At 62.3% G+C, this 20,732-nt stretch carries 19 protein-coding genes; 8 read left to right on the top strand and 11 right to left on the bottom strand.

All coding sequences use genetic code 11. The features are described from left to right. The first annotated feature begins 398 nt into the window (after window positions 1–398). Together V7M64_RS06385 and V7M64_RS06380 are read left to right on the top strand one after the other, a co-directional pair. Entirely contained in the window at window positions 399–1,379 is a 981-nt protein-coding gene (locus tag V7M64_RS06385) for a hypothetical protein (protein WP_333677883.1), read from the top strand. Window positions 1,380–1,519: 140 nt separating this feature from the next. Further along, entirely contained in the window at window positions 1,520–2,506 is a 987-nt protein-coding gene (locus tag V7M64_RS06380; protein ID WP_333677881.1) for a hypothetical protein, read from the top strand. Window positions 2,507–2,565: 59 nt separating this feature from the next. Here the strand turns inward: V7M64_RS06380 and V7M64_RS06375 are convergent, their stop codons facing one another. From V7M64_RS06375 to V7M64_RS06365, 3 genes are read right to left on the bottom strand one after another with little or no spacing between them, the layout of a single operon-like run. Next, the gene (locus V7M64_RS06375) at window positions 2,566–3,873 is read right to left on the bottom strand and encodes an MFS transporter (protein WP_333677880.1); all 1,308 of its coding nucleotides are present in this window, start codon (window positions 3,871–3,873) and stop codon (window positions 2,566–2,568) included. Window positions 3,874–3,896: 23 nt separating this feature from the next. After that, window positions 3,897–5,069 (bottom strand): porin, encoded by a 1,173-nt coding sequence (locus V7M64_RS06370; protein ID WP_333677879.1) that lies wholly within the window; start codon window positions 5,067–5,069, stop codon window positions 3,897–3,899. Between the two features lie 29 nt (window positions 5,070–5,098). After that, window positions 5,099–6,400, bottom strand: coding sequence for a dicarboxylate/amino acid:cation symporter (locus V7M64_RS06365; RefSeq protein WP_333677878.1), 1,302 nt, complete (start codon window positions 6,398–6,400; stop codon window positions 5,099–5,101). Between the two features lie 125 nt (window positions 6,401–6,525). Here V7M64_RS06365 and V7M64_RS06360 point away from each other — a divergent pair, with 125 nt between their 5' ends. After that, complete coding sequence (locus V7M64_RS06360; protein WP_333677876.1) at window positions 6,526–6,912, top strand: hypothetical protein; 387 nt, start codon at window positions 6,526–6,528, stop codon at window positions 6,910–6,912. Window positions 6,913–6,933: 21 nt separating this feature from the next. Next, a complete protein-coding gene (locus V7M64_RS06355; protein WP_333677875.1) occupies window positions 6,934–7,158 on the top strand; it encodes a hypothetical protein in 225 nt (74 codons plus the stop codon). 132 nt (window positions 7,159–7,290) lie between these two features. On the opposite strand, the gene V7M64_RS06350 is transcribed toward V7M64_RS06355, so the two are convergent. The 4 genes from V7M64_RS06350 to V7M64_RS06335 are packed head-to-tail and all read right to left on the bottom strand — an operon-like array spanning window position 7,291 to window position 11,560. After that, window positions 7,291–8,217, bottom strand: coding sequence for an HlyD family efflux transporter periplasmic adaptor subunit (locus tag V7M64_RS06350; protein ID WP_333677873.1), 927 nt, complete (start codon window positions 8,215–8,217; stop codon window positions 7,291–7,293). A 10-nt stretch (window positions 8,218–8,227) separates the two neighbouring features. Beyond that, window positions 8,228–8,974, bottom strand: coding sequence for an ABC transporter ATP-binding protein (locus V7M64_RS06345; RefSeq protein ID WP_333677871.1), 747 nt, complete (start codon window positions 8,972–8,974; stop codon window positions 8,228–8,230). A gap of 7 nt (window positions 8,975–8,981) precedes the next feature. Continuing rightward, window positions 8,982–10,115 (bottom strand): ABC transporter permease, encoded by a 1,134-nt coding sequence (locus tag V7M64_RS06340; RefSeq protein WP_333677961.1) that lies wholly within the window; start codon window positions 10,113–10,115, stop codon window positions 8,982–8,984. Then, the gene (locus tag V7M64_RS06335; protein WP_333677870.1) at window positions 10,115–11,560 is read right to left on the bottom strand and encodes an efflux transporter outer membrane subunit; all 1,446 of its coding nucleotides are present in this window, start codon (window positions 11,558–11,560) and stop codon (window positions 10,115–10,117) included. The genes V7M64_RS06340 and V7M64_RS06335 overlap by 1 nt, the downstream gene beginning before the upstream one ends. 214 nt (window positions 11,561–11,774) lie before the next feature. On the opposite strand from V7M64_RS06335, the gene V7M64_RS06330 reads away from it, so the two are divergent. Both V7M64_RS06330 and V7M64_RS06325 read left to right on the top strand, forming a co-directional pair. After that, complete coding sequence (locus tag V7M64_RS06330) at window positions 11,775–12,476, top strand: HAD-IB family phosphatase (protein ID WP_333677868.1); 702 nt, start codon at window positions 11,775–11,777, stop codon at window positions 12,474–12,476. Window positions 12,477–12,609: 133 nt separating this feature from the next. Next, window positions 12,610–14,019, top strand: a complete 1,410-nt coding sequence (locus tag V7M64_RS06325; RefSeq protein WP_333677866.1) for an aminotransferase class III-fold pyridoxal phosphate-dependent enzyme — start codon at window positions 12,610–12,612, stop codon at window positions 14,017–14,019. A 178-nt stretch (window positions 14,020–14,197) separates the two neighbouring features. On the opposite strand, the gene V7M64_RS06320 is transcribed toward V7M64_RS06325, so the two are convergent. Together V7M64_RS06320 and V7M64_RS06315 are read right to left on the bottom strand one after the other, a co-directional pair. Next, on the bottom strand, window positions 14,198–15,583 hold the full coding sequence (locus tag V7M64_RS06320) for an ATP-binding protein (RefSeq protein ID WP_333677864.1): 1,386 nt from the start codon (window positions 15,581–15,583) through the stop codon (window positions 14,198–14,200). Next, window positions 15,573–16,256: a response regulator transcription factor gene (locus V7M64_RS06315; RefSeq protein WP_333677862.1), complete on the bottom strand. Its 684-nt coding sequence runs from the start codon at window positions 16,254–16,256 to the stop codon at window positions 15,573–15,575. The genes V7M64_RS06320 and V7M64_RS06315 overlap by 11 nt, the downstream gene beginning before the upstream one ends. A 230-nt stretch (window positions 16,257–16,486) precedes the next feature. Here V7M64_RS06315 and V7M64_RS06310 point away from each other — a divergent pair, with 230 nt between their 5' ends. Together V7M64_RS06310 and V7M64_RS06305 are read left to right on the top strand one after the other, a co-directional pair. Next, complete coding sequence (locus V7M64_RS06310) at window positions 16,487–18,697, top strand: M1 family metallopeptidase (RefSeq protein ID WP_333677861.1); 2,211 nt, start codon at window positions 16,487–16,489, stop codon at window positions 18,695–18,697. An 11-nt stretch (window positions 18,698–18,708) separates the two neighbouring features. After that, entirely contained in the window at window positions 18,709–19,590 is an 882-nt protein-coding gene (locus V7M64_RS06305; protein ID WP_333677859.1) for a hypothetical protein, read from the top strand. 96 nt (window positions 19,591–19,686) lie between these two features. Here V7M64_RS06305 and V7M64_RS06300 read toward each other — a convergent pair whose 3' ends face one another. Together V7M64_RS06300 and V7M64_RS06295 are read right to left on the bottom strand one after the other, a co-directional pair. Then, window positions 19,687–20,229: a GNAT family N-acetyltransferase gene (locus V7M64_RS06300; protein WP_333677858.1), complete on the bottom strand. Its 543-nt coding sequence runs from the start codon at window positions 20,227–20,229 to the stop codon at window positions 19,687–19,689. Then, window positions 20,226–20,705, bottom strand: a complete 480-nt coding sequence (locus V7M64_RS06295) for an SET domain-containing protein (protein WP_333677959.1) — start codon at window positions 20,703–20,705, stop codon at window positions 20,226–20,228. The genes V7M64_RS06300 and V7M64_RS06295 overlap by 4 nt, the downstream gene beginning before the upstream one ends. Window positions 20,706–20,732: the final 27 nt, after the last annotated feature.

Below are 20,732 nucleotides of genomic sequence, written 5' to 3'. Positions count from 1 at the left end.
CTATTTTGGGGCTGCCTTCATGGGGCGGTTGGAAGCTGGTCGCCAGGACGCGGTTTTCATCGGACCTGGAAGGCACCTGTGGCCCGATAAAACACACGTTACCTCGAACAAAGGTGCCGATGATGCCTAGCTTTCATGCGGTCTCGCATTCAATCGCCCACGAACCGCACCCTGGCGACTCGCCGCATTCGCCGAGTGGAAGGCCTGAAGGCGAAAGGCGCGGCGTATCCGATCCACTCGGGGTCAATCCGCAGCCCAATCCATTCCCAGCGTCCTCCAGTGGACTTCCAGCGAGTAGCAGTCCGGTCACATCTCCGCTGCAGAAGGTCACCTGGACAGATCGAAAAGCTGACTACGTCGTAAGGAAGAGTGATACCCCGGATGCGAACGGGACGCGCATGGCCTACACGCTCGACCCTGAAACCGGTGCACCTGTGCCGAGCGGCAGGCGCGCAAAGGAAGATGCCGATGGGCGCTGGAAGATCGTGAGCGATACTCATGCCATCCAGTCAGTACGCCGGGTGGCTCCACCACCGCCCGGCGTAAAGGGGGCCAGGCTGCCCGCGACAGAGGATTCCGTTGCTACCGACCGTGGATCCGCTTCGGCGGATGCCTACCAACGTGACGTTGTGCTGCAGTTCCCCTCGCCAGCCGGTGATGCAGTGATGCATGCGCAGACAAATGCGGATAGCACCGCTTGGGCAAGGGAGCTGGCGGTTAGTAAGGGATTTTTCTTTCCGGATCCGCCTTTCCTGCGCGAAAACGCCGAGCATCGGCAACTGCTGGACGCGGCTTATAAAACGGTCGCCGAAGGTATCCAAGCCGGAGACAAGACGCATCACGTCACCCAGGTATTTCACGAACTTCGAGACGTTCTTGCGAAAAAGCGCGACACCATACAGTTGCGTGATGCCGCGACAGACGGCTTGTACAAGCTGGATATTGGGGCGGCCCAGTATCTGCTGCAAAGGGATTACCAGTTTCCCATCGGAGTCAAACGGGACGCGTTTTATCTTCGATGGAAAGGCTTCAAAGACGTCCCCGCGAAGTACCGCAATTATTACAACCTGATCGAGGGTAGAAGAGCGGACTTTGAAAAGCAGGTTAAAACTTATAGCAAAAATCCCGGACGTAGCTATGGCGACACGGCCGATTTTCGGAGCAGGCGGCAGAAAGACCTGGACGACATCATCAAGAAATATGTGGACGACAAGCGGTTGCGCAGGGAGCAGTACTATCGGCGGCGCTATGCCACCTACGCCGTTTTGGGCTCTTTGAGTTTCGTCGGCACGCTTGTGCTTGCCGTGGATCGTCTTTATTCGATGTTGACCGGCAGTAAGTCGAGCAGTGATGACGCGAAGGATCACAAATCTACCTGACCTGCCTTCGTCCATGTTGGTGGGCACATTTGTTTGCGAGGTTGATCATGGCGATTGAAAAGCTGGACCAGAGCACTTGGCATATTGAGGCTGGTTTGAATGCGCCCGATTCTCGGGGCCTGTCTTCGACGGGGGTTTCCATGAGCCATGCGGCGGACACGCGAGAAAATATAAGGCCAAGCTCGATCACGTCGCGCGTACCGGAACTCTGGGCGCATTCACAAGCAGGCGACCGATCCAGTCGTTCCGCCTTCAGCAGCGAAGCGAGCCAGTCGCCGTGGCGACCGACGGCGGGTCCATGGGGAAGCCCGCCGCCGCCGCGCCCGGCCGCGCGTCCGGTATCCACCGACACGGCACACCTCCAGCAACAGGCACGCCTGAATTTCGCATCCTCGGCCGTTTCCCTGCAGACGGGTCTTACCCACGGCCTCGCGGCGCTCAGCAACTTCCGCCATGGCAACTACCTGCTCGGCCTGCACTATGGTGCGAGCGCGCCCGGCTATTTTCTGGTCGGGGTCAGCCAGGCCTTCAACGGTCTTTCCAATCTTGCCAAGGCAAATGGACAGAACGGCATCGGCAAGCAGCTCAAGGAGTGGGCGGACTATTTTCGGGCCGGCGGCGGCCCGCTGGCAGGGTTTGGCAGAGTGCTGCGGGATATGAATACGGCACTGACCACGCTGGCCGATCCAAACAAGAGCGCCTATGAGCGGCAACGAGACCTCGCTTATGCGCTGGGTACGATACTCAACACCGCCGGTGCGTCGGGCAACGCGGTGGGAGCCCTCACCGGTAATCCCAACGTGCTGTTGCACAACGTCGAAATGGCGTTGGCCAATTCGGGCAGCACCCTGCGCGGCTGGCAGAACCTGCAGCGCAACGCGCAGGGCCTGAGCAATGCCTTGTCGCCGTTCAACCTGCGCAATGTCGCTGCCTATGGGGTCGGCATGATTTACGGCCTCAGTGAAGCAAGCGCGGGCATGGGCCATGCCTTGGCGGCAGCGTTGAAGGAAAGCGGCTATACCCTTGCGGGTGAGGCGCTGGCGGACCTGAGCACTCGGGCGCACAACGTAAGCCTGCTGGCTTCGAACACGCAGATATTGATCAACTCGCTGATTCCGGCGACGTGATCGAATGCATGGGGGCACGTGCAACGGAAAAAGCAGCCGGCGTCAATCGCCGCGGTGGCCTAGCCTTCGGTGATATGTGAATGCTTGCGCGTATCGCGCATGCCGACATAGACCAGCAGGGAGCACGCAATGCAGGCGGTCACGTACCAGTAGAAGTAGTCCTCGTGGCCGATCTGCTTGAACCATAGCGCGATGAATTCAGCCGTACCGCCGAACACCGACAAGGTCAACGCGTACGGCAGGCCAACGCCGATGGCGCGGATTTCGGCCGGAAACAACTCGGCTTTCACGACCGCATTGATCGAGGTGTAGCCGCTGACCACCACCAGCGCCAGCATGATCAGTCCAAACGCCCCCCACCATCCCTGCACCTGAGTGAGCGAGGACAAGATGGGGTAGGTGAGCAGGGTGCCGAGTACGCCGAAGCCGATCAGCAGGGGGCGGCGGCCAATCCGGTCCGAAAGTGCACCGAACGCCGGTTGCAGCAGTGCATAGATGAATAGCGTGGCGGCGGAGATCGAGGTAGCGTCAGCCTTGCTGATGCCCACCGAATTGACCAGGTACTTCTGCATGTAGGTGGTGTAGGTGTAGAAGGCCAGCGTTCCACCCATGGTCAGCCCAATCACCGTCAGCACCGGGCGTGGATGACGCAGCAGGGTGCGCAGCGGGCTGGCCACGCGCGTGGCCTGCTTGAACGACGCGGTCTCGTCCATGCTGCGGCGGATAAGCACGGCGATGATGGCCAGCATGGCGCCGACCAGGAACGGAATGCGCCAACCCCACGCATGCAATTGCGCGGGCGTGAGCAGGAACTGCTGCAACACGATCAGCAGCAGCAACGCGCACAACTGGCCGGCCACCAGGGTGACGTACTGGATGCTCGACCAGAAGCCGCGTGTCCGCGCGGGCGCCATTTCACTCAGGTAGGTAGCGGACGTGCCGTATTCGCCGCCGATGGAAAGTCCCTGCAGCAGTCGCGCGAGCACCAGCAGCACCGGTGCGGCGACACCGATGTGCTGGTAATCGGGCGTGAGGCCGATGATCAGCGAACCCAAGCTCATCATGAAGACCGAAAGCAGCAATGCAGCTTTGCGTCCCCTGCGATCGGCAAAAGCGCCGAGCAGCCAGCCGCCGAGCGGGCGCATCACGAAGCCGACGGCGAAAATGGCCGCTGTGTTGAGCAACTGCACGGTCTGGTCGCTGTGCGGGAAAAACGCCTGGGCGAAATACAGCGAGAAAGCCGAAAAGACATACCAGTCGTACCACTCGACCAGGTTGCCGATCGAGCCGCCGAAGATCGAGCGCAGACGCTGGCCTGCCGACATGGCGGGTGCCTGCAGGCAGGCGGAATTCCGAGTATCCATCATGCTCCTCTGCTGCTGGCGCAGGCTCAGAAATAGAGTTGGGCGCGTAGTTCCGTCAGGTTCGGCCGCTGCTGTACGCCTTGCCGGGTGGCGCGTGCCTGAATGTAGTTGGCCTGGAACTTGAAGTGCCGTGTCAGATACCAGTTCATGCCCATGGTGAGATCGTGCTCACGTCCGCCCGCCGCTGCAGCATGGTCGAGGTCCAACACACTGTGGCGCAGCAGCAGCTCCACCGCGCCCCATGGACGAGCGGGCACCACGTTGCCGACATTGCCAGAGGCGTAGCTGCGCGATTCGCCGGTCAACACATAGCTGGCGAACAGGTAGTAACCGTGCCCGACATAACCTGGCAAGCCTTGCCGGCGTAGGCTGCGTCCTTGCAGGTATTCGCCCTGCAGCGACAGCGGGCCATGGATCCACAAGCCTTCGAAGCCCAGGCGGCGATTGCTGTGCACCTGGCTCAGGCTGCCTGTATCGTTCAACCGCACATCGGTAAGCCCGGCTTCCGGGCGGGCACGCCAGCGCATCGATGGCGCGGTGTAGATACCGCGGCCATCAATGCTGCCACGCGGATGCTCCAGCGAGGCGGACACGCCCAGGTGCAATACGTCGCCTGGTTGCTTGTGCGGCGTCCAGGCGGCGCGTGCCACCAGCGTGCTGCCGTCGTTCTTGCCCTGCAGGTCGCTCGCGAAGTAATACCCGAGATTGAGCAGGTAACGCGGCCGTTCGAAGGCCCAGTCGATGCCGGTGCGGCGACTCTCGAAGAAGGCCTGCAGCGGCAGGGCCATTTCCACGAAGCTGTTGGCGCGCGAGGCTGTGCCGCCTTCGAAGCCGACTTGCGGCTTGCTGTGGCCAAGGCGGACCTGGCCGTAGTCCTTGCCGAACAACCATTGGCTGTCCACGCGCCAGAACACATCCAGCCACGTCTTGGACTGGAAGTCGAAGTAGGCGATCGCGTCCCATTGCCCCGGCCTGCGTGCGCTCAGTCCGAACTCCTTGCGGCGATGCGTGTGCGCATTCTCGATCGTGTCGCCGCGGTGCGCGAACATCCCGTCATACTGGTAGTTGCCGGTGACATTCCATTGCGTGCCATCGGCACTGACATAGCGTGTCGGCCATCGATTGAGGTCGTAAGCGCTGGCGGTAGCGCTTACACCCATGCCCAGGACGTATTGCAGCAACAAGCGAACAGCTTTCATGGCGGCCTCCTTGGCGAGAGAAAGTTTGTCTACGGGGTCTCGGGGATACTTGCCTGCTTGCGTGTGGTCGCGCGCGCTGGCGGCGCGTTGAGAGCGGCCTGCAGGCTGGCGCGGTCGAGTTCTTTTTCCCAATGCGCCACTACGATGGTGGCCACGCCGTTGCCGATGATGTTGGTGAGCGCACGCGCTTCGCTCATGAAGCGGTCGACGCCCAGGATCAGGGCCAGGCCAGCCACCGGTACCGACGGCACGACGGCAAGGGTCGCCGCCAGGGTGATGAAGCCGGCGCCGGTCACGCCCGAGGCGCCCTTCGACGTCAACATCGCCACGGCGAGCAGGGTCAGCTCCTGCGTCAGCGTCAACTCCACGTTCAAGGCCTGCGCGATGAAGATCGCGGCCATCGTCAAATAGATGTTGGTGCCATCCAGGTTGAACGAATAGCCGCTCGGCACCACTAGGCCGACCACCGATTTTGAGCAGCCCAGGCGCTCGAGCTTTTGCATCAGCGGAACCAGTGCGGATTCGGACGAGGAAGTGCCCAGCACCAGCAGCAGTTCTTCGCGGATGTAGCGCAGGAAGCGCAGGATGCTGAATCCTGTAGCGCGCGCGATGGTACCGAGCACCACCAGCACGAACAGGCCGCAGGCGAGGTAGAAGCTCCCCATCAGCTTCAATAGAGGCCCCAGGCTTGCCACGCCGTACTTGCCGATGGTGAAGGCCATGGCGCCCATCGCGCCCAGCGGTGCAACGCGCATGACCAGGCCCATGATGCGGAAGAATACGCCTGATAGCGCTTCGAGCAACGTCAGCACCGGCTTGGCGCGGTCGCCGATGTGGATCATGGCGAAGCCGAACAGCAGCGCGAGCAGCAATATCTGCAACAGGTCACCGTGGCTGCTGAACGCATCAGCGAACGTGGCGGGGATCAGCTGCAGCAGAAAGTGAATGATGTTCTGCTCGTGCGCGGCGCTGGCGTACTTGCTTGCCACACTGGCGTCGAGCGAGGCCGCCGTGACGTTAAAACCGGCGCCGGGCTTGAGCGTATTGACCACCAGCAAGCCGGCCACCAGCGCAAAACTGGATACCACTTCGAAGTAGAGAATGGCCTTGGCGCCGATGCGGCCGACCTTCTTGACGTCGGCCACGCCCGCAATGCCCAGTACGACAGTCAGGAAGATGATCGGGCCGATCAGCATTTTCACCAGCGCGATGAAGCCGTCGCCAAACGGTTTGAGTGCAACACCTGTTGCCGGAAAATAGTGGCCGATGCCGCCACCCAGCAGGATGGCGAGCAACACCCAGAAATAGAAATGACGATAGATGCGGCGCATCTGTTGTGACTCCCGAAGCAGTGACCCTTGTTTGCAGAATGCCAGCTGAATTGCGGGACGGAAGCCATGCTTGACAGCGCCAAGCACTCAGTGAAGGACGGTTTGTTTTGTAGGCATATATCTCGATGAGTAGCGAAAATCAGACTGTGTGGTTCGCGCCCGTTGGTATTCAAGCCGATAAAGCGAATGGCATTCATGTAGGTCTTTTACATGCCATGCATGCTGCGCCGGCAATGGCGCAAGTTCAGACAAGTGACGCCATCGATGCAAATGGCAGCCGCCCGATCTACCGGCTGGACGTTGACGCACGGGAAGACGTAGTCAGGAAAAACGGCGAGTTTGTCGAAGCCGGCAATGAGGCGCAGGATGCCGAGCGAGTGTTGGATGAATCCAAACGAGGCCGGGCGGCAGCCAGTGAGTGCAAGCACGGTCTTTACGAAGAGATTTCCTTGCGAGGTGCCCAGCGCAGTCAACTGCGCAGCGCATATCAACGTGAACTGGATCCTGCGTGACGCTAGAGCATCGGCCAAGCGTTGGCCGAAGTCTATGACGAACTTGAGTCACGACGCGCCAGCTTGCGCAAGGCTGGCGATGAAGAGCGGCGTTTGGATACCAAGGTATTGGTTGACGAGCAGATGGTGGTCCGAACAGAGGCGGCGGTACGGGAGACCGAACGACGACTGCAAGCGGCTATGTCACTACACGAGCACTTGATCAGCGAATATGCTTTCGCAAACCCCGATGATGCCGCAGGATGAAATGTGCTGATTCGTTATTGAGCTGGGCATCGCGATGGCTGCGATGTTTTCCGGGCTTGCGCGCAGAGGATCGGTCGACGAAGAGGGACGCGTCACGTCGATCGTTACGCGCACGGCGCAGCGGTGCGGATGTCAGTGCTGCGTCGTCGATGCCGGCCTGGGCGAGAACTTCACCAGCACGCGTTGGCCGATGCGCAGTGGTGTCGACGGCGGCTGATCGAAGGTAAGCACGCATTCCACCGAACGCGTATTGGCGCGCACCTGCGGATCGTCTTCCAGGGTGCTGGCGCCGAACACGCGGCCGATGCGCAACACGTGTGCTTTCAGCGGCGCCAGGCCGCTGCCGCTGTCGTCATCCACCTCCGCGGACATGCCTTCGTGCACCATGCCGACGAAGGATTCATTGAGCTCGGCGCGCACGATGCGCGGCGAATCGGGCAGCATCACGAACAGCGGTCCGGTGGCCGGCGACACCGTGGCGCCGGGTTGCACCATGCGTTGCACGATCTCGCCATTGCTCGGCGCATGTAGGCTGCGCAATGCCAGTTGATAGCGCGCGCCGGCTACTTTTTGCGCGGCCAAGGCCGCAGCAGCGCGCGCGTTGGTCAATTCGGCCTGCGCTTGCCGTGCGGCCTCGCGCGCGTCGTCCGCGCTCTGTACGTCGCCGGCGCCGGCCTTGGCGGCTTGTTCCAGCCGCGATGCGCGCAGTCCGGCTGCTTTGGTACGCGCTTCCAGTGTGCCGATCTGCGCAATGGCTTGCTGCTGTTCGGCGAGCGCCGTGTCCAAGGCGAGCTTGGCCGGCTCCAGGTCGAGCTGCACCAGCAGCTGGCCTTTGTGCACGTGATCGCCTTCATGCGCGTCGACCTGCGCCACGACGCCGTCGCTGGGCATGGTGAGTTTGAGCAGGCCGCCTTCGATGTCGATGCGTCCGCGGGCCACCGCCGCGTAAGCCGGCATGGCGGCATTGCTCGGTGCCGCCGGGGCGTCGTCCTGCGAGCAGCCGGCAAGCAATGCTGCGGCAAGCAGGGTGAGCGGAACACGGAGCGGGCGCAGGGTCATGCGTGGGTTCTCAGCGGGGCTCGTTAGTGGGTGACGAAGGCGGCACATGGTCGCTCAGAATGCGGCCATCTTCCATCGCCAGCACGCGGTCGGCGTGATGGACCAGGCGCGGATCGTGGCTGACGCACAGCACGGTGGTGCCATGCGTGCGGGCGATGCGGTGCAGAATGTCGATGACGATCTGGCCGTTGGCGGCGTCCAGCGCGCTGGTGGGTTCGTCGGCAAACAAGAGTTCCGGCTGCTTGGCGAGTGCGCGGGCGATGGCGACGCGCTGCTTTTCACCGCCGGACAATTCGGCCGGGAGCAGCTTCATGCGTGGACCCAAGCCCACTTCCTCCAGCGATTCCGCCGCACGCTTGCGCACCACGTCCTTGGCCAGTCCGAGATAGCTCAGCGGCAATTCCACTTGCTCCAGCGCCGTCAACGCCGGGAACAGGTTGAAACCTTGGAACACGAAGCCCGTGTGTTGCAGGCGGAAGGATTCCAGTTCGCGCATTCCTAAGTGGCTGAGGTCGTGGCCGAGTGCGCGCACCTGCCCTGCATCGGCGCGTTGCAAGCCGCTGAGGATGGCCAGCAGCGTGCTCTTGCCGCAGCCCGATGGGCCGGAAATCAGCGTGAGTGCGCCGGCATGCACATCGAGAGTGAGATCGTGCAGCACCGTGCTTTCGATGCGGCCGGAGGTAAAGGTCTTGCGCACGTCGCGGGCTTGCAGCGTGACGGTGGTTGCAGAAGCGGCAGGTGCGGGGATGCTCGTCACGGCGGGATTATCTCAGCAAGCTCGCCGGATCGGCGCGGCGCAGCGTGCGCACCGCCGCCAGGCCGGACACGATCGCCAGCGCCATGCTCAGCGCGAGGCAAACGATAGTGATGAGCGGATTCAATTCCATCGGCACGCTGCGATTGCGCGCGATGGCGAGCAGGATGAAGCCGATCACGATGCTGCATACCAAACCCAATGCACCTACCCAGAACGCTTGTTCCAGCACCACCTTGCGCAGCGAGCCGCGGCCGACGCCGAGCGCGTTCAAGGTGGCGTATTCGCGGATCGAACCGATCACGGCGGCAATCAGGGTCTGGCTGGTGATCACCGAGCCGACCAGGAACACGATGCCGGCCAGGAACAGCACGCCGGCGCCGGCGCCTGTATCGAACATCCAGTACAGGCTCGATTCGCGCGCAAAGGCTTTGGCCGTCCAAACGGTGTACGGCCCGAACGCATTCGAACCGTTCAAGCGCTTCGCCACCCGTCGCGGCTTCACGCCAGGGCGCACCTTGGCGATGAAGTACGTCATCATGCCGGCGTCATCGGGCGCCACGTCGAGCACGCGCGCGGTTTCCAGCGAGGCGACGATGTTCACGCCACCTAGTGCGCGCAAGCCGCGGCTTACGCCGACCACGCGCACGCGCTGGCCGTTGATGGCGGCGGCGTCCCCCACGTTCACGCCGAGGCTGTCGAGGTCCGCCTCATCCACGATCACGGCGCCGGGTTCGTTCAAGCGCGCGCGCAAGGAAGGAGGCAGTACGCGCGAGAACATCATGCCGTCAGGGCGTGCGTCGATGCCGGATACGAATACCGACACGCCGCCGGTATCGCGCGGGCCGCGCCAGTCGGCATCCACCCAGCGGAACGGTTCGACTTTCATCACGTCCGGGTCCATGCGCAGGCGCATCGCTACGTCTTCGCTGATCGGCCGGCCGAGGTTCACGCTTTGCGTGCCGGGATAGCCGGCCCACAAGTCGGCGGAAGAACGCGTGATGTACACGCTGGCGCTGCCGAAAATACCCAGCACCAATGCCGCTTGCAGCAACTGCAACAAACTGGCGAAACCCACCGCGAGAATGGCCGGCAAAAAACGGCGCCATTCGTAGACCAGGGTCTTGCGTGCCAGCGCAACCATCACCGGGTCCCCTGCTTGTCGCCAAGCTTGTGGTAATCGGTGGCGACGTTCACCGGCGGCAGCGGTGCGCCACCCAAGGCCTTATAGAGCGATACATAGGCGAGATCGCGTTCGGCCCGCGCGGAGACCAATGCCAGTTGCGCGTTTTGCTGCGCGATCATGGCGTCCTGCAGTTCCAGCGTGCTGGCAAGGCCAAGGCTGCGGCGTTTGTCCAGCGCGCTGCGGTTGTCATCCTGGGCCTGTACGGCCTGCGCGGCCAAGTCCTCGCGCAGCCGGGTCTGTTGCAGGTCGCCCATCGCGGTCTCGGTTTCGGCCACGCCTTGCAGCACCGTCTGCCGATAGGCATACACCGCCGCGCGCAGTTGGTGGGTTTGCGCGTGAGCCTTGGCCGCGCGCATGCCCCAGTCGAACAGCGGCATGTTGATCACCGGGCCGGCGGAAAAGATGCCGTCGCCGGAGCGAATGAAGGTGTGATGGCTGAGCAGGTTCACCGACCAGTCCAACGAGGCGCCGAGCCCGATATGCGGATAGATATCAGCTCGCGCGATGCCCGCTTCGCCGGCCGCACGCAGCACCTGGGCTTCGGCGGCGGCAATGTCGGGACGCGTGCGCAGCAGATCGGCTGGGGCATGCGTCATCTGCCAGTCGCCCAATTGCGGCTGTGCACCGCTTTCCAGCCACGCCGGATCGGGTTCGCTTTGGCCGAGCAGCACGGCCAGTTGCTGCGCATTGGCGTTGATGGCGCGCTGCGGATCGATCAGCGCCATGTCCGCACGGGCCAGTTCGGCCTTGGCGGAGGCAACATCGGTGGGCGCGGCCAGCTTCAGGCCTTGGCGTACTTCGAGCAGGTGCAGTTTTTGCCGATACGCGTCGCGCACGGCCGCCAGCGACGCAGCTTGCTGTTGCGCCGAGCGCAGCGCGATCCAGCAGCGCACCACCTCGGCCACGAGGGTGACGTCGGCGCTCTGCAGCCCCGCACGCGCCGCATCGAGATCGCCCGCGGCGAGCCGATGCGTGCTTTTCAGCGCACCGAACAGCGGCATTTCCCACAACGCATCGAGGCCGACGATGAAGTAGGACGCGCTGGCGTCGGGCTGGATTACCTGGTTGGTGTCGAGGGTGAGGTTGGGCAGGAACTTGTCGTTGGTATGCCGGTACAGCGTGCGCACCGCAATCAACCGCTCGGTCGCGGCCTTTACGTCCAGGTTGTTGTCCAGCGCGCGCTTGACCAGCGCATCCAGCTCCGGATCGTGGAACGCTTGCCACCAGTTGGTAAGGTCGGGGCGCACCGGATTTGGCGCACTCGTCGCCGGCGCGTTGCGCCATGCCTGCGGTACCGGTGGCTTCAGGTCCGGCAAGGGGGCCGCGGTGCAGCCTGCCAGCACGGTCAGCACCAGGGCGGCAAGCAGAGCGGGAAGGGTATGACGCGGTGCGGGATGGTGCACGGGCTGGAACCGTCGATGAAAGGCGCGCAAAAGCTAAGCATAGCGGTTCAGCCTCGGATTTGGCTTATTTCTGTACGCGTCGGTTTGTCTTTCGTGTTTGTTCTTTGCATGATTCGCCAGCACGGGCAACGCAAGGAAGCCAAAAATCACGGAAAGGAGACCGAAAGGGGTGCCTCGTCAAGATGTACGTCATCTTGTGTGGGAGTGGGCGCGAGTGGCTGCTTGGAACATCCTGTGCGACTTCGACGGCACCATCTCCGTCGAGGACGTGATCGATTCGCTGCTGGATCGTTTCGGCCGCCCTGGCTGGGAAGCGTTGGAGCAGGATTGGCGTGCCGGCCGCATCGGTTCGCGCGAATGCATGAGCGGCCAGGTGGCCTTGCTCGACGTGGGCCGCGACGATCTGGATGCGCATCTGGACGGCTTGTGGATCGACCACGCGTTTCCTGCCTTCGTCGCGCGCACCGTTGAACTCGGCACACCGATGCGCATCGTCAGTGATGGCCTCGATTACGCCATCCATCGCATTCTTGGGCGTTACGATCTGGATCACCTCCCGCTGGCCGCCAATCATCTGGCGCCGGGCATACCGCCGCGCCAATGGCAGCTCACTTCGCCGTTCCAAAGTGAAGGTTGCCGCAGCGGCACCTGCAAATGCGCGTGCGTGGCGCAGGCGCGCCAAGGTGGCGGCAAGACGCTGCTGATCGGCGATGGCGCTTCGGATTTCTGCGCCGCCGATCGGGTGGATTTCGTGTTCGCCAAGCACCGCCTGATCGAGCATTGCCGTACGTCCGGCATTCCTTATGTGCCGATCACCGGTTTCGAGGATGCGCTGGAACTGCTGCCGCGCCTGCTGGATGGCAGCCTGCTGGAAGAACACGCGCCGCGAGTGTTGCCGGCCGTTTCTAATTTTTAGCCTTTGCTCGAAGCGTATCTGCACCATCTTCGTGATGTTCGACTTCTCCGTGCCGTCATTCCGGCCTGCGTCGGAATGACGACTAAGGCAACGCCGCGCCATCACACCTTTCGTCCTTTCTATTTCGCTTTCCATGAACACATACGACTCCAACGCCGCCAACTACGTCATCCCTGACGAACAACTGCTCGCCGACGAAGCGCAATACAGCTCCTTCGGCGATACCGTGCACTACGTCGATCCGCCGAAGATCTTCCGCCACGGCCAGGGCAGCTACATGTACGACACCGCCGGCGTGCCGTTCCTCGATCTGCAGATGTGGTATTCGGCGGTCAACTTCGGCTACAGCAACAAGCGCCTCAATGACACGTTGAAGCATCAGATCGACGTGTTGCCGCAAGTCGCCAGCCAGTACCTGCACCAGACGCGCATCGAGCTGGCCAAGACCATTGCGGTCGATGCGCAGAAGAAATTCGGCTTGAAGGGTCGCGTGCATTTCAACGTTGGCGGCGCGCAGGCGGTGGAGGATTCGCTCAAGCTGGTGCGCAACTACAAGAACGGCAAGAGCCTGATGTTCGCCTTCGAGGGCGGTTATCACGGCCGCACGCTGGGCGCTTCCTCGATCACCTCCAGCTATCGCTATCGCCGCCGCTTCGGCCACTTCGGCGAGCGCGCGATGTTCATTCCGTTCCCGTATCCGTTCCGCCGCCCGAAGGGCATGACGCCGGAGGAGTATTCCGATCATTGCGTGCGCCAGTTCGCGCGCCTGTTCGAAACCGAATACAACGGCGTGTGGGATCCCAAGGTCAACCAGGCTGAATATGCCGCCTTCTACGTGGAGCCCATCCAGGGCACGGGCGGCTACGTCGTGCCGCCGCGCAATTTCTTCAAGGATCTGAAGAAGGTGCTGGATCAATACGGCATCTTGATGGTGGTGGACGAGATCCAGATGGGTTTCTGGCGCACCGGCAAGCTGTGGTCGATCGAGCATTTCGGCGTTACGCCGGACATCATCGTGTTCGGCAAGGCGCTTACCAACGGCCTGAATCCGCTCTCCGGTTTGTGGGCGCGCGAAGAAATGATCAACCCGACCATCTTCCCGCCCGGTTCCACCCACTCCACCTTCAATTCCAACCCGCTCGGCACGTCGCTGGGTCTGGAAGTGATCAAGATGGGCTACGAGCTGGACTACGAAAAGACCGTGCCGGAAAAGGGTGCCTACTTCCTCGAGGGCTTGAAGGATTTGCAGAAACGCCACAAGGAAATCGGCGACGTGGACGGCTTGGGGCTGGCGTTGCGCGCCGAGATTTGCACTGACGATGGCTTCACGCCGAACAAGGCACTGTTGGACAAGATGGTCGACATCGGCCTCGCTGGGGATCTCGAACACAACGGCAAGAAGATCGGCCTCGTGCTGGACGTGGGCGGCTGGTACAAGAACGTGATCACGTTCGCGCCGTCGCTGGATATCAGTTACGAAGAGATCGATCTGGCGATGGCGTTGCTGGATCAGTTGCTGACGAAGGCAAAGAAGGCGATGTGACTTCTTCGATACAAGTTTTTGTCGTTGTTCCCATGCAGGGGAAGCTGACAAACACGGCGGCGCTCAGCGCCGCTTTTTTTTCGGCCCTCGTTCCAGGCCCGGATGAGAATTCCGGCATTCGTCATGGTGTGCCGAGGCTGGATTGCCATCCCGGCGTACGAGATATTCCGCCGTGGTTTCATACATCCCGCGCTTGCGGGAAAACGATTTCCACGCGCAAGCCGCGCCCGTTGCTGCCACTGCGATAGCGCACGCGCGCCTCGTGCCATTCCGCAATGCGCTGCACGATCGCCAGCCCCAGTCCGCTGCCCTGTTCTTCGCTGCCGGGCACGCGGAAAAAACGCTCGCCCAGACGTTCGATCCACGCAAGCGGCACGCCGGGGCCGTTGTCTTCCACGGCAACGCAGATGTGCTTGTTTTCGCGATCGAGCGATACGGTCATGACGCTGCCGCGGCCGGCATAGCGCAGGCCGTTGTCGATCAGGTTGTCGAGCAATTCCTGCAGGCGATGGCGATCGCCTTCGATCAGCAGCGGGCCGGCAGGGCCTTCGTAGCCGAGATCGATGTCGGCGGCTAGCGCTTCGTGTACACGCTGGCCGACCAGTTCGGGAATCAGCGTGGCGAGATTCAATCGCTCCGTATCGCCCGCTTCGTGCTGTGCCGTCTGTGCGCGTGTGAGGGCGAGCAATTGGCTGGAAGTGCGATTGGCGCGCAGGATCAGGCGCTGGATGTGATTGAGTGCGTCCTTGATCGTGGCCGGATCGGAGCTGGCTTGCGCGCGTTCGGCATGCACGCTCAGGCCGGCCAAGGGCGTGCGCAGCTGATGTGCGGCGTCCGCTATGAAGCGTTCGTGCAAGGACAGCATGCCGCGCAGGCGTGCGAACAGGCCATCGATGGTGCGCGTCAGCGGAAGGATTTCCACCGGCACCTCGGCATCGCCGATAGGCGCCAGGTCGTGCTCGCGGCTGGCCAGTTGGTTGGTCAATGGTTCGAGCTGACGCAAGCCGGTGCTGACGCCAACCCATACCAGCAGAAACGCGGCGACGATCAGCAAGGCCTGCGCGGGAATGCTGAGCAGCAGGATTTGCCGTGCTTCCTGGTGCCGGTCGTGCAGGGTTTCGGCGATGGTGACCTCAAGCTGGTCATCCGGCTCGTGCGGGTTGGACATCTGGATGCTGGCGGCGCGCAAGGCATGTTTTTCGATCTGGATGTCGTACAGCTGCGGCGCACGGCCATCCGCAAACAGGCCGCGCGGCGGTTTCACCGCCGGATTGCCGGCGATGAAGCCATGCCGCTCGCTGAATACGCTGAAGTAGTTGCGCCCTTCCGGCTCGTATTCCAGCAGGAATTGCGCTTGCATCGTGATGCGGCCGTCCGGGCTTTTGTCGGCCATCAATTTCACCAGGGTCAGCGTGTCGTTGACCAGGTTCACGTCGTGCACGTGGTTGGCGTAGATCAGCGCGCCGATGTAGGTGATCAGGCTGTTCAACAACAACAGTGCGGTGAGTGGCACCAGCAAGGTCGTGAGCAGGCGCCTGCGCAGGCTTTGGCGCCTAGCCTGCATCGGCTTCCTTGACCTCTTCCAGCAGATAGCCCAGTCCACGGATGGTGCGCACGTGGGTGCCCGAATCGGTGAGCTTGCGGCGCAGGCGATAGATGGCGATATCGAGGCCGTTGTCGGTGAGTTCCTGGTCCCAGCTGCACAAGGCTTCGATCAGCTGGGCGCGGCTGGTGACGCGGTCGGGGCGTGCGGCCAAGGCTTCGAGCAGGCCGAACTCGCGGGCGGTGAGTTCCAGCGGCTTGTCGTCCACCCATGCACGGTGGCCGGGCAGGTCCAGGCGCAAGCGACCGATGGTGATTTCCGGCGCGCCTTGGGTCGTATAGCGACGCAACAAGGCGCGCACGCGTGCTTCGAATTCGGCCAGCGCGAAGGGTTTGACCAGGTAATCGTCCGCGCCCAGATCGAGCACGCGTACGCGTTCGCGCAGGCCTTCGCGGGCAGTGATCACCAGCACCGGCAAGCCGCTGCCACGCTTGCGTACGCGTTGCAGCACTTCGCTGCCGTCCACGCCCGGCAGGCCGAGATCGAGCACGAGCAGGTCATAGGGCGTGTCTTTCAGCGCGGCATCGGCGCGGATGCCATCGACCACGTGATCGACCGCATGGCCGCCCTGGCGCAGCGCCGCGCTGACGCCGGCGGCAATGGAGGGGTCGTCTTCGGCAATCAGGATGCGCATGGTCGAAGGGCTCCGGCGGTCCTTGGGTGTTGCAGTATGGCCATGATTTTCAGCAAGTTCCGGTCGCGGTGTCTGAACGTCGGGTGGTGGGTTTGCGCAGCGTAACCCAACCATGCGGCATCGAACACGCTCGGTTACGCTGGGCTGACGGCCCGCGGCATGACGTTTGGCTGATGCCCTTGCCGTCGCCTTTAGCGCACGCTCGATCAATTCGCGAAGGGGAGATATCCATGAGCTTTGCAATGGGCAACGGCGGGCGATGGCTCGCGGCTTGCGTGATGATGTGGTCATGCCAGGCGATGGCACAGGTCGCGGCGCCTGCCAGCGCAGCGTCGGCGGCTGCGGTGCAAGAGATTCCCTTTGCGCCCGCGCACGACACCATCATTCGCACGCAGAGCGCACCCAATGCCTGGGGCGGCGAGCGCACCAGCAATGAGCCGACGCTGTCCGATCGCGTGGTCAGCTACACCATCGATGCGGATCTGGATGCCGGCAAGCATGCCGTGACCGGCAAGGAACACATGACCTGGCGCAATCGCAGCGATCGCGAGGTGCACAGCGTCTATTTTCATCTTTATTTGAATGCCTTCCAGAACGAAGGCAGCACGTTCTTCACCGAGCGCAAGGTGCTTACCGCGCACGGCAGCTCGCGCGGCAACGCGGTGCTGGAGAAAGGCCAGTGGGGCTGGATTCGCCTGCAGAGCGTGCAACAGGGCGGCACGCCACTCACATGGAGCTTCGTGCATCCGGACGGCGGTCCGGCTACGGATGAAACGGTGGTGCGCATCGACCTGGCCCAGCCGGTACCGGCGGGCGGCACGCTGGCGCTGGATATCGATTTTCTCAGCCAGCTGCCGCGCGTGGTGGAACGCACCGGATGGTGGGGCGATTTCAACCTGGTTGGGCAGTGGTTCCCGAAGATCGGCGTGCTCGAGCTGCCCGGTGAGCGCGGTGCAACCGCCGTGCGCTGGAACGTACACGAATTTCATTTCCTCAGCGAGTTCTACGCGGACTTTGGCCTGTACGATGTGCACCTGACCGTGCCTAGCGATTACACCGTGGGTGCCGTCGGCAAGTTGCAGGGCACGCCGGAGCAGAAAAACGGCAAGACCACCTATCACTTCGTGCAGGGCGACGTGCACGATTTTGCGTGGGTCGCCGCGAAGGGTTTCAAGACCCTGGACGGCACGTACGAAGGGCCAGGCAGCCCGAAGGTGGCGGTGCGCGTGATCTATCCGCCGGAATACGAAGCCAGCGCCGCGCCGACGCTGAAATCGACCATCGATTCGCTCGCTTATTTCTCGCGCACGCTGGGAGCTTATCCGTATGAAACCGTGACAGCGGTCGTTCCGCCGTACAACGCGTCGGAAGCGGGCGGCATGGAATATCCCACCTTTTTCACGTCGGAAGGATTCAAGCAGGTCGAGCCTGATACCGTGGATCAGATGTTCTGTGATTTCGTGAACATCCACGAATTCGGCCACGGCTATTTCTACGGCATCCTGGCTTCCGATGAATTCGAGGAGCCGATCCTGGATGAAGGGCTCAACGAATATTGGGACAACCGCATGCTGCGTGAGCGCAAGCAGGATCTGGTACTGGCAACCCATTTCACCAAATCGCTGGGCATTACGCCGCATATGGGCGGATTCGACTTCGAGCGCTTGACTGCCACACTGTTCCATCCCGCCGATCCGCTGGCGCAGAACAGCTGGGATCGCCTTTCCGGCACCAGTTACGGCACTGTGTATTCACGCACGGCCACCGCCATGCATGACCTGGAAGAGCGTCTTGGCCGACCGGCGCTGGAAAAGGCTTTCAAGCTTTACTACCAGCGCTGGAAATTCCGTCATCCGTCCGTTGCGGATTTCCGGGCCGCGCTGATCGACAGCTCGGGCAACGCGAGGGAGGTCGATGCGATCTTCAACGAGTACGTCTACGGCACGGCGTTCATCGATGACAAAGTGGCGGACATCGATAGCTATGAGGTACTGCCGCAGGCGGGCGTTACGTGGAAGGACGGCAAGCAGACCGAAGTCGATGCCAAAGATATCGACAAGCAGGTGGACAAGCAGCGCAGCGATTGGGAAAAGGCCCACAAGGATGCCAAGCCTGGCGCGCCCGGACCGTTCCCCTGGCATAGCACCGTCACCGTGCGCCGCGATGGCGTTGCCGCACCGGAGTTGCTGCGGGTGACGTTCGAAGATGGCACGCACCAGGACATGACCTGGGATGACGACCGCCGCTGGGCACGCTTCGAATTCGTCAAACCCAGCAAGGTGGTGTCGGCCGAACTCGATCCGGACCGGCACAATCTGCTCGATCGCGACCGGCTCAACAACAGCCTGACCACCGAACCCAATGGCGCCGCATCACGACGCTGGACCCTCGACGTCTCTGCATTGATGCAGAGCATCTCTGCCTTGCTGACCACCCTGTGAGGGCTGCAACCATGTCTCGTTCCGTCAATATTGGAGCCCTGTTGTCCGGCATGCGCGCTGCTGTGCAGTGGCGGTTGCTGTTGCTATGGCTGCTGATCATGTTGATTCCCACCGCGCTGGTCGCCTTCCCGTTGTGGACCATGCTGGGTGGTCTGCTCGATAACTCAGTGCATTCGACCGAATGGGCGCAACAGTTCAATGCGGTCATGTTCGGTGATGTGATCACCAGTTCTTTCAATCATCCGGAATGGCTGATGACGGGCTTTGCCGTCGCGCTGGTGTGCACGTTGCTGTTGTCGCCATTCCTTGCCGGCATGGTGATCGGCAGCGGACGCGCAGGGCGAGCGCTGGGCTTTGGCGCCTTGCTGCAGAGCGGCGTGGTGGAATACGGCCGCATGTTCCGTTTGTTGCTGTGGTCGCTGATTCCCTACGGTGTGGTGTTCGGTGTGCACTTTCTCGGTATGCATCTGGCAGGCAAGCACGCGGAGCAGGCCGTGCTGGAATCACAGGCGGACCGGTACGAAGCCATCGCGCGCTGGGTGCTGTTGATCGTGCTGGTGCTGATGCAGTCGATCGTGGAATCGGCGCGTGCGGCGTTTATTGCCGACACATCCCTGCGTTCGGCGACGCGCGCGATGTGGCGCGGCATCACGCAGTTGTTCAAGCAGCCGGTGAAGACCTTGCTGTTCTATCTGGTAGTCACGCTGATCGGCCTGGCGCTGGCATTCGCGTTCGGTGTGCTGCGCATCCAGGTGACTGCCGTCGGCCTGGGTGGTGTGATATTGGCTTTGTTGCTGAGCCAGTTGATCGTGCTGGCGGCCGGCTGGATGCGTACGGCGCGGCTGTTTGCGCTAGCGGAGGTGGCCCGGATGGTCATGCCTACGCGTGCATGACGATGTAGGTGGGGTCAGCGCAGCGTAACCCGCCAATGTCGCTCGAAAATGTTGGGTTACGCTGCGCCAACCCAACCTGCGATTACAACCGTGACGTCACGCAAACGCGTGGCGCCGCAATTCGCGATGCGGCGGGTAATACGCAAAAACGTGGTTGTCGCTGCCGAAGAAATCGATGTCCTCGATGTGTTCGCCGCCAAGCCGTTCGGCGACGCGGTCGGAGGCTTCGTTACCGACGCGTACCAGGCTGATCACGCGCTGCAACTGCAGCTGATTCCAGGCGTAATCGAGGATGATGGCGCCGGCTTCGGTGGCATAGCCGTGATGCCGATGATCGGGCTTGAGCATCCAGCCCATTTCCACATCGGGCCAGCCTTCGGGATGGAGCAATCCGGCGCGTCCGATGAATTCGCCGGTGTCTTTCAATTCCAACGCCCACATGCCGTAGCCACGCAATTGCCAATGGCCGATCAGCATGGCCAGCGAGCGCCAGGCATTGGTGCGATCCAGCGGCAAGCCATCGCCGATCCAGCGCGTGCTTTCCGGATCGGCAAGCATCGCGGCGTAGTCGTTGAAGTGACGTTCGGTCAGCGCGGTCAGGCGCAGGCGTTCGGTTTCAAGGGTGGGAATGTCGATCATTGCCGGTCAATCGTTAAGCTCGCGCTATCCAACACTCGGGCCAGAGCGCGGGTGGTGATCATCAGGCTCTCGTCCCAGGGCAGACCAATGATTTTCTCACCGGTGGCCGTGTCGATAAAGTCCTCCTCCTGCCCGGGCGGCAGCAGGTGACGGTAATCCACGGTGAGTTCGGTGCCGGCGGGCAGGTCGTGCAGGGCGAATACAAAACCCAGATGCCAGAGGCCCGTTGGCGCAAAGCTGTGGTTGATGTAGCACTCGTCCGGCCATTCCGGCGACAACGTGTAGCGATCTTCGAACCAGCGCGCGCTGGCGTACATCTGCTCGGGTTTGGCCTGCAGTTCACTCAACGGATAAGTGCGGTCGATGGCATCCGGTGCGGTGATGATGCGCCCTGCTTCCACCTCTTCGTCCAGGAACAGCCCCTTGCCCGCACCACGAATCGTGGAGGAGCCAATGCGGTAGCGGGGCAGGATCATGGTGAAATGGCGGCGGCGGATGGAGTT

It is taken from the genome of Dyella sp. (assembly GCF_036746095.1).
GTDB lineage: Bacteria > Pseudomonadota > Gammaproteobacteria > Xanthomonadales > Rhodanobacteraceae > Dyella_B.
Note: the sequence above shows the minus strand (reverse complement) of the source record. Positions and strands in the feature narration are given on the sequence as shown.

Bases quoted from the DNA above. Each gene is read 5' to 3' on its own strand.
- V7M64_RS06325 (WP_333677866.1), top strand. From the start codon at position 12,610: ATGAACACATACGACTCCAACGCCGCCAACTACGTCATCCCTGACGAA.
- V7M64_RS06370 (WP_333677879.1), bottom strand. From the start codon at position 5,069: ATGAAAGCTGTTCGCTTGTTGCTGCAATACGTCCTGGGCATGGGTGTA.
- V7M64_RS06305 (WP_333677859.1), top strand. From the start codon at position 18,709: ATGTCTCGTTCCGTCAATATTGGAGCCCTGTTGTCCGGCATGCGCGCT.
- V7M64_RS06340 (WP_333677961.1), bottom strand. From the start codon at position 10,115: ATGGTTGCGCTGGCACGCAAGACCCTGGTCTACGAATGGCGCCGTTTT.
- V7M64_RS06385 (WP_333677883.1), top strand. From the start codon at position 399: ATGGCCTACACGCTCGACCCTGAAACCGGTGCACCTGTGCCGAGCGGC.
- V7M64_RS06310 (WP_333677861.1), top strand. From the start codon at position 16,487: ATGAGCTTTGCAATGGGCAACGGCGGGCGATGGCTCGCGGCTTGCGTG.
- V7M64_RS06375 (WP_333677880.1), bottom strand. From the start codon at position 3,873: ATGATGGATACTCGGAATTCCGCCTGCCTGCAGGCACCCGCCATGTCG.
- V7M64_RS06365 (WP_333677878.1), bottom strand. From the start codon at position 6,400: ATGCGCCGCATCTATCGTCATTTCTATTTCTGGGTGTTGCTCGCCATC.
- V7M64_RS06295 (WP_333677959.1), bottom strand. From the start codon at position 20,705: ATGATCCTGCCCCGCTACCGCATTGGCTCCTCCACGATTCGTGGTGCG.
- V7M64_RS06350 (WP_333677873.1), bottom strand. From the start codon at position 8,217: ATGACCCTGCGCCCGCTCCGTGTTCCGCTCACCCTGCTTGCCGCAGCA.
- V7M64_RS06320 (WP_333677864.1), bottom strand. From the start codon at position 15,583: ATGCAGGCTAGGCGCCAAAGCCTGCGCAGGCGCCTGCTCACGACCTTG.
- V7M64_RS06315 (WP_333677862.1), bottom strand. From the start codon at position 16,256: ATGCGCATCCTGATTGCCGAAGACGACCCCTCCATTGCCGCCGGCGTC.
- V7M64_RS06300 (WP_333677858.1), bottom strand. From the start codon at position 20,229: ATGATCGACATTCCCACCCTTGAAACCGAACGCCTGCGCCTGACCGCG.
- V7M64_RS06380 (WP_333677881.1), top strand. From the start codon at position 1,520: ATGAGCCATGCGGCGGACACGCGAGAAAATATAAGGCCAAGCTCGATC.
- V7M64_RS06360 (WP_333677876.1), top strand. From the start codon at position 6,526: ATGAGTAGCGAAAATCAGACTGTGTGGTTCGCGCCCGTTGGTATTCAA.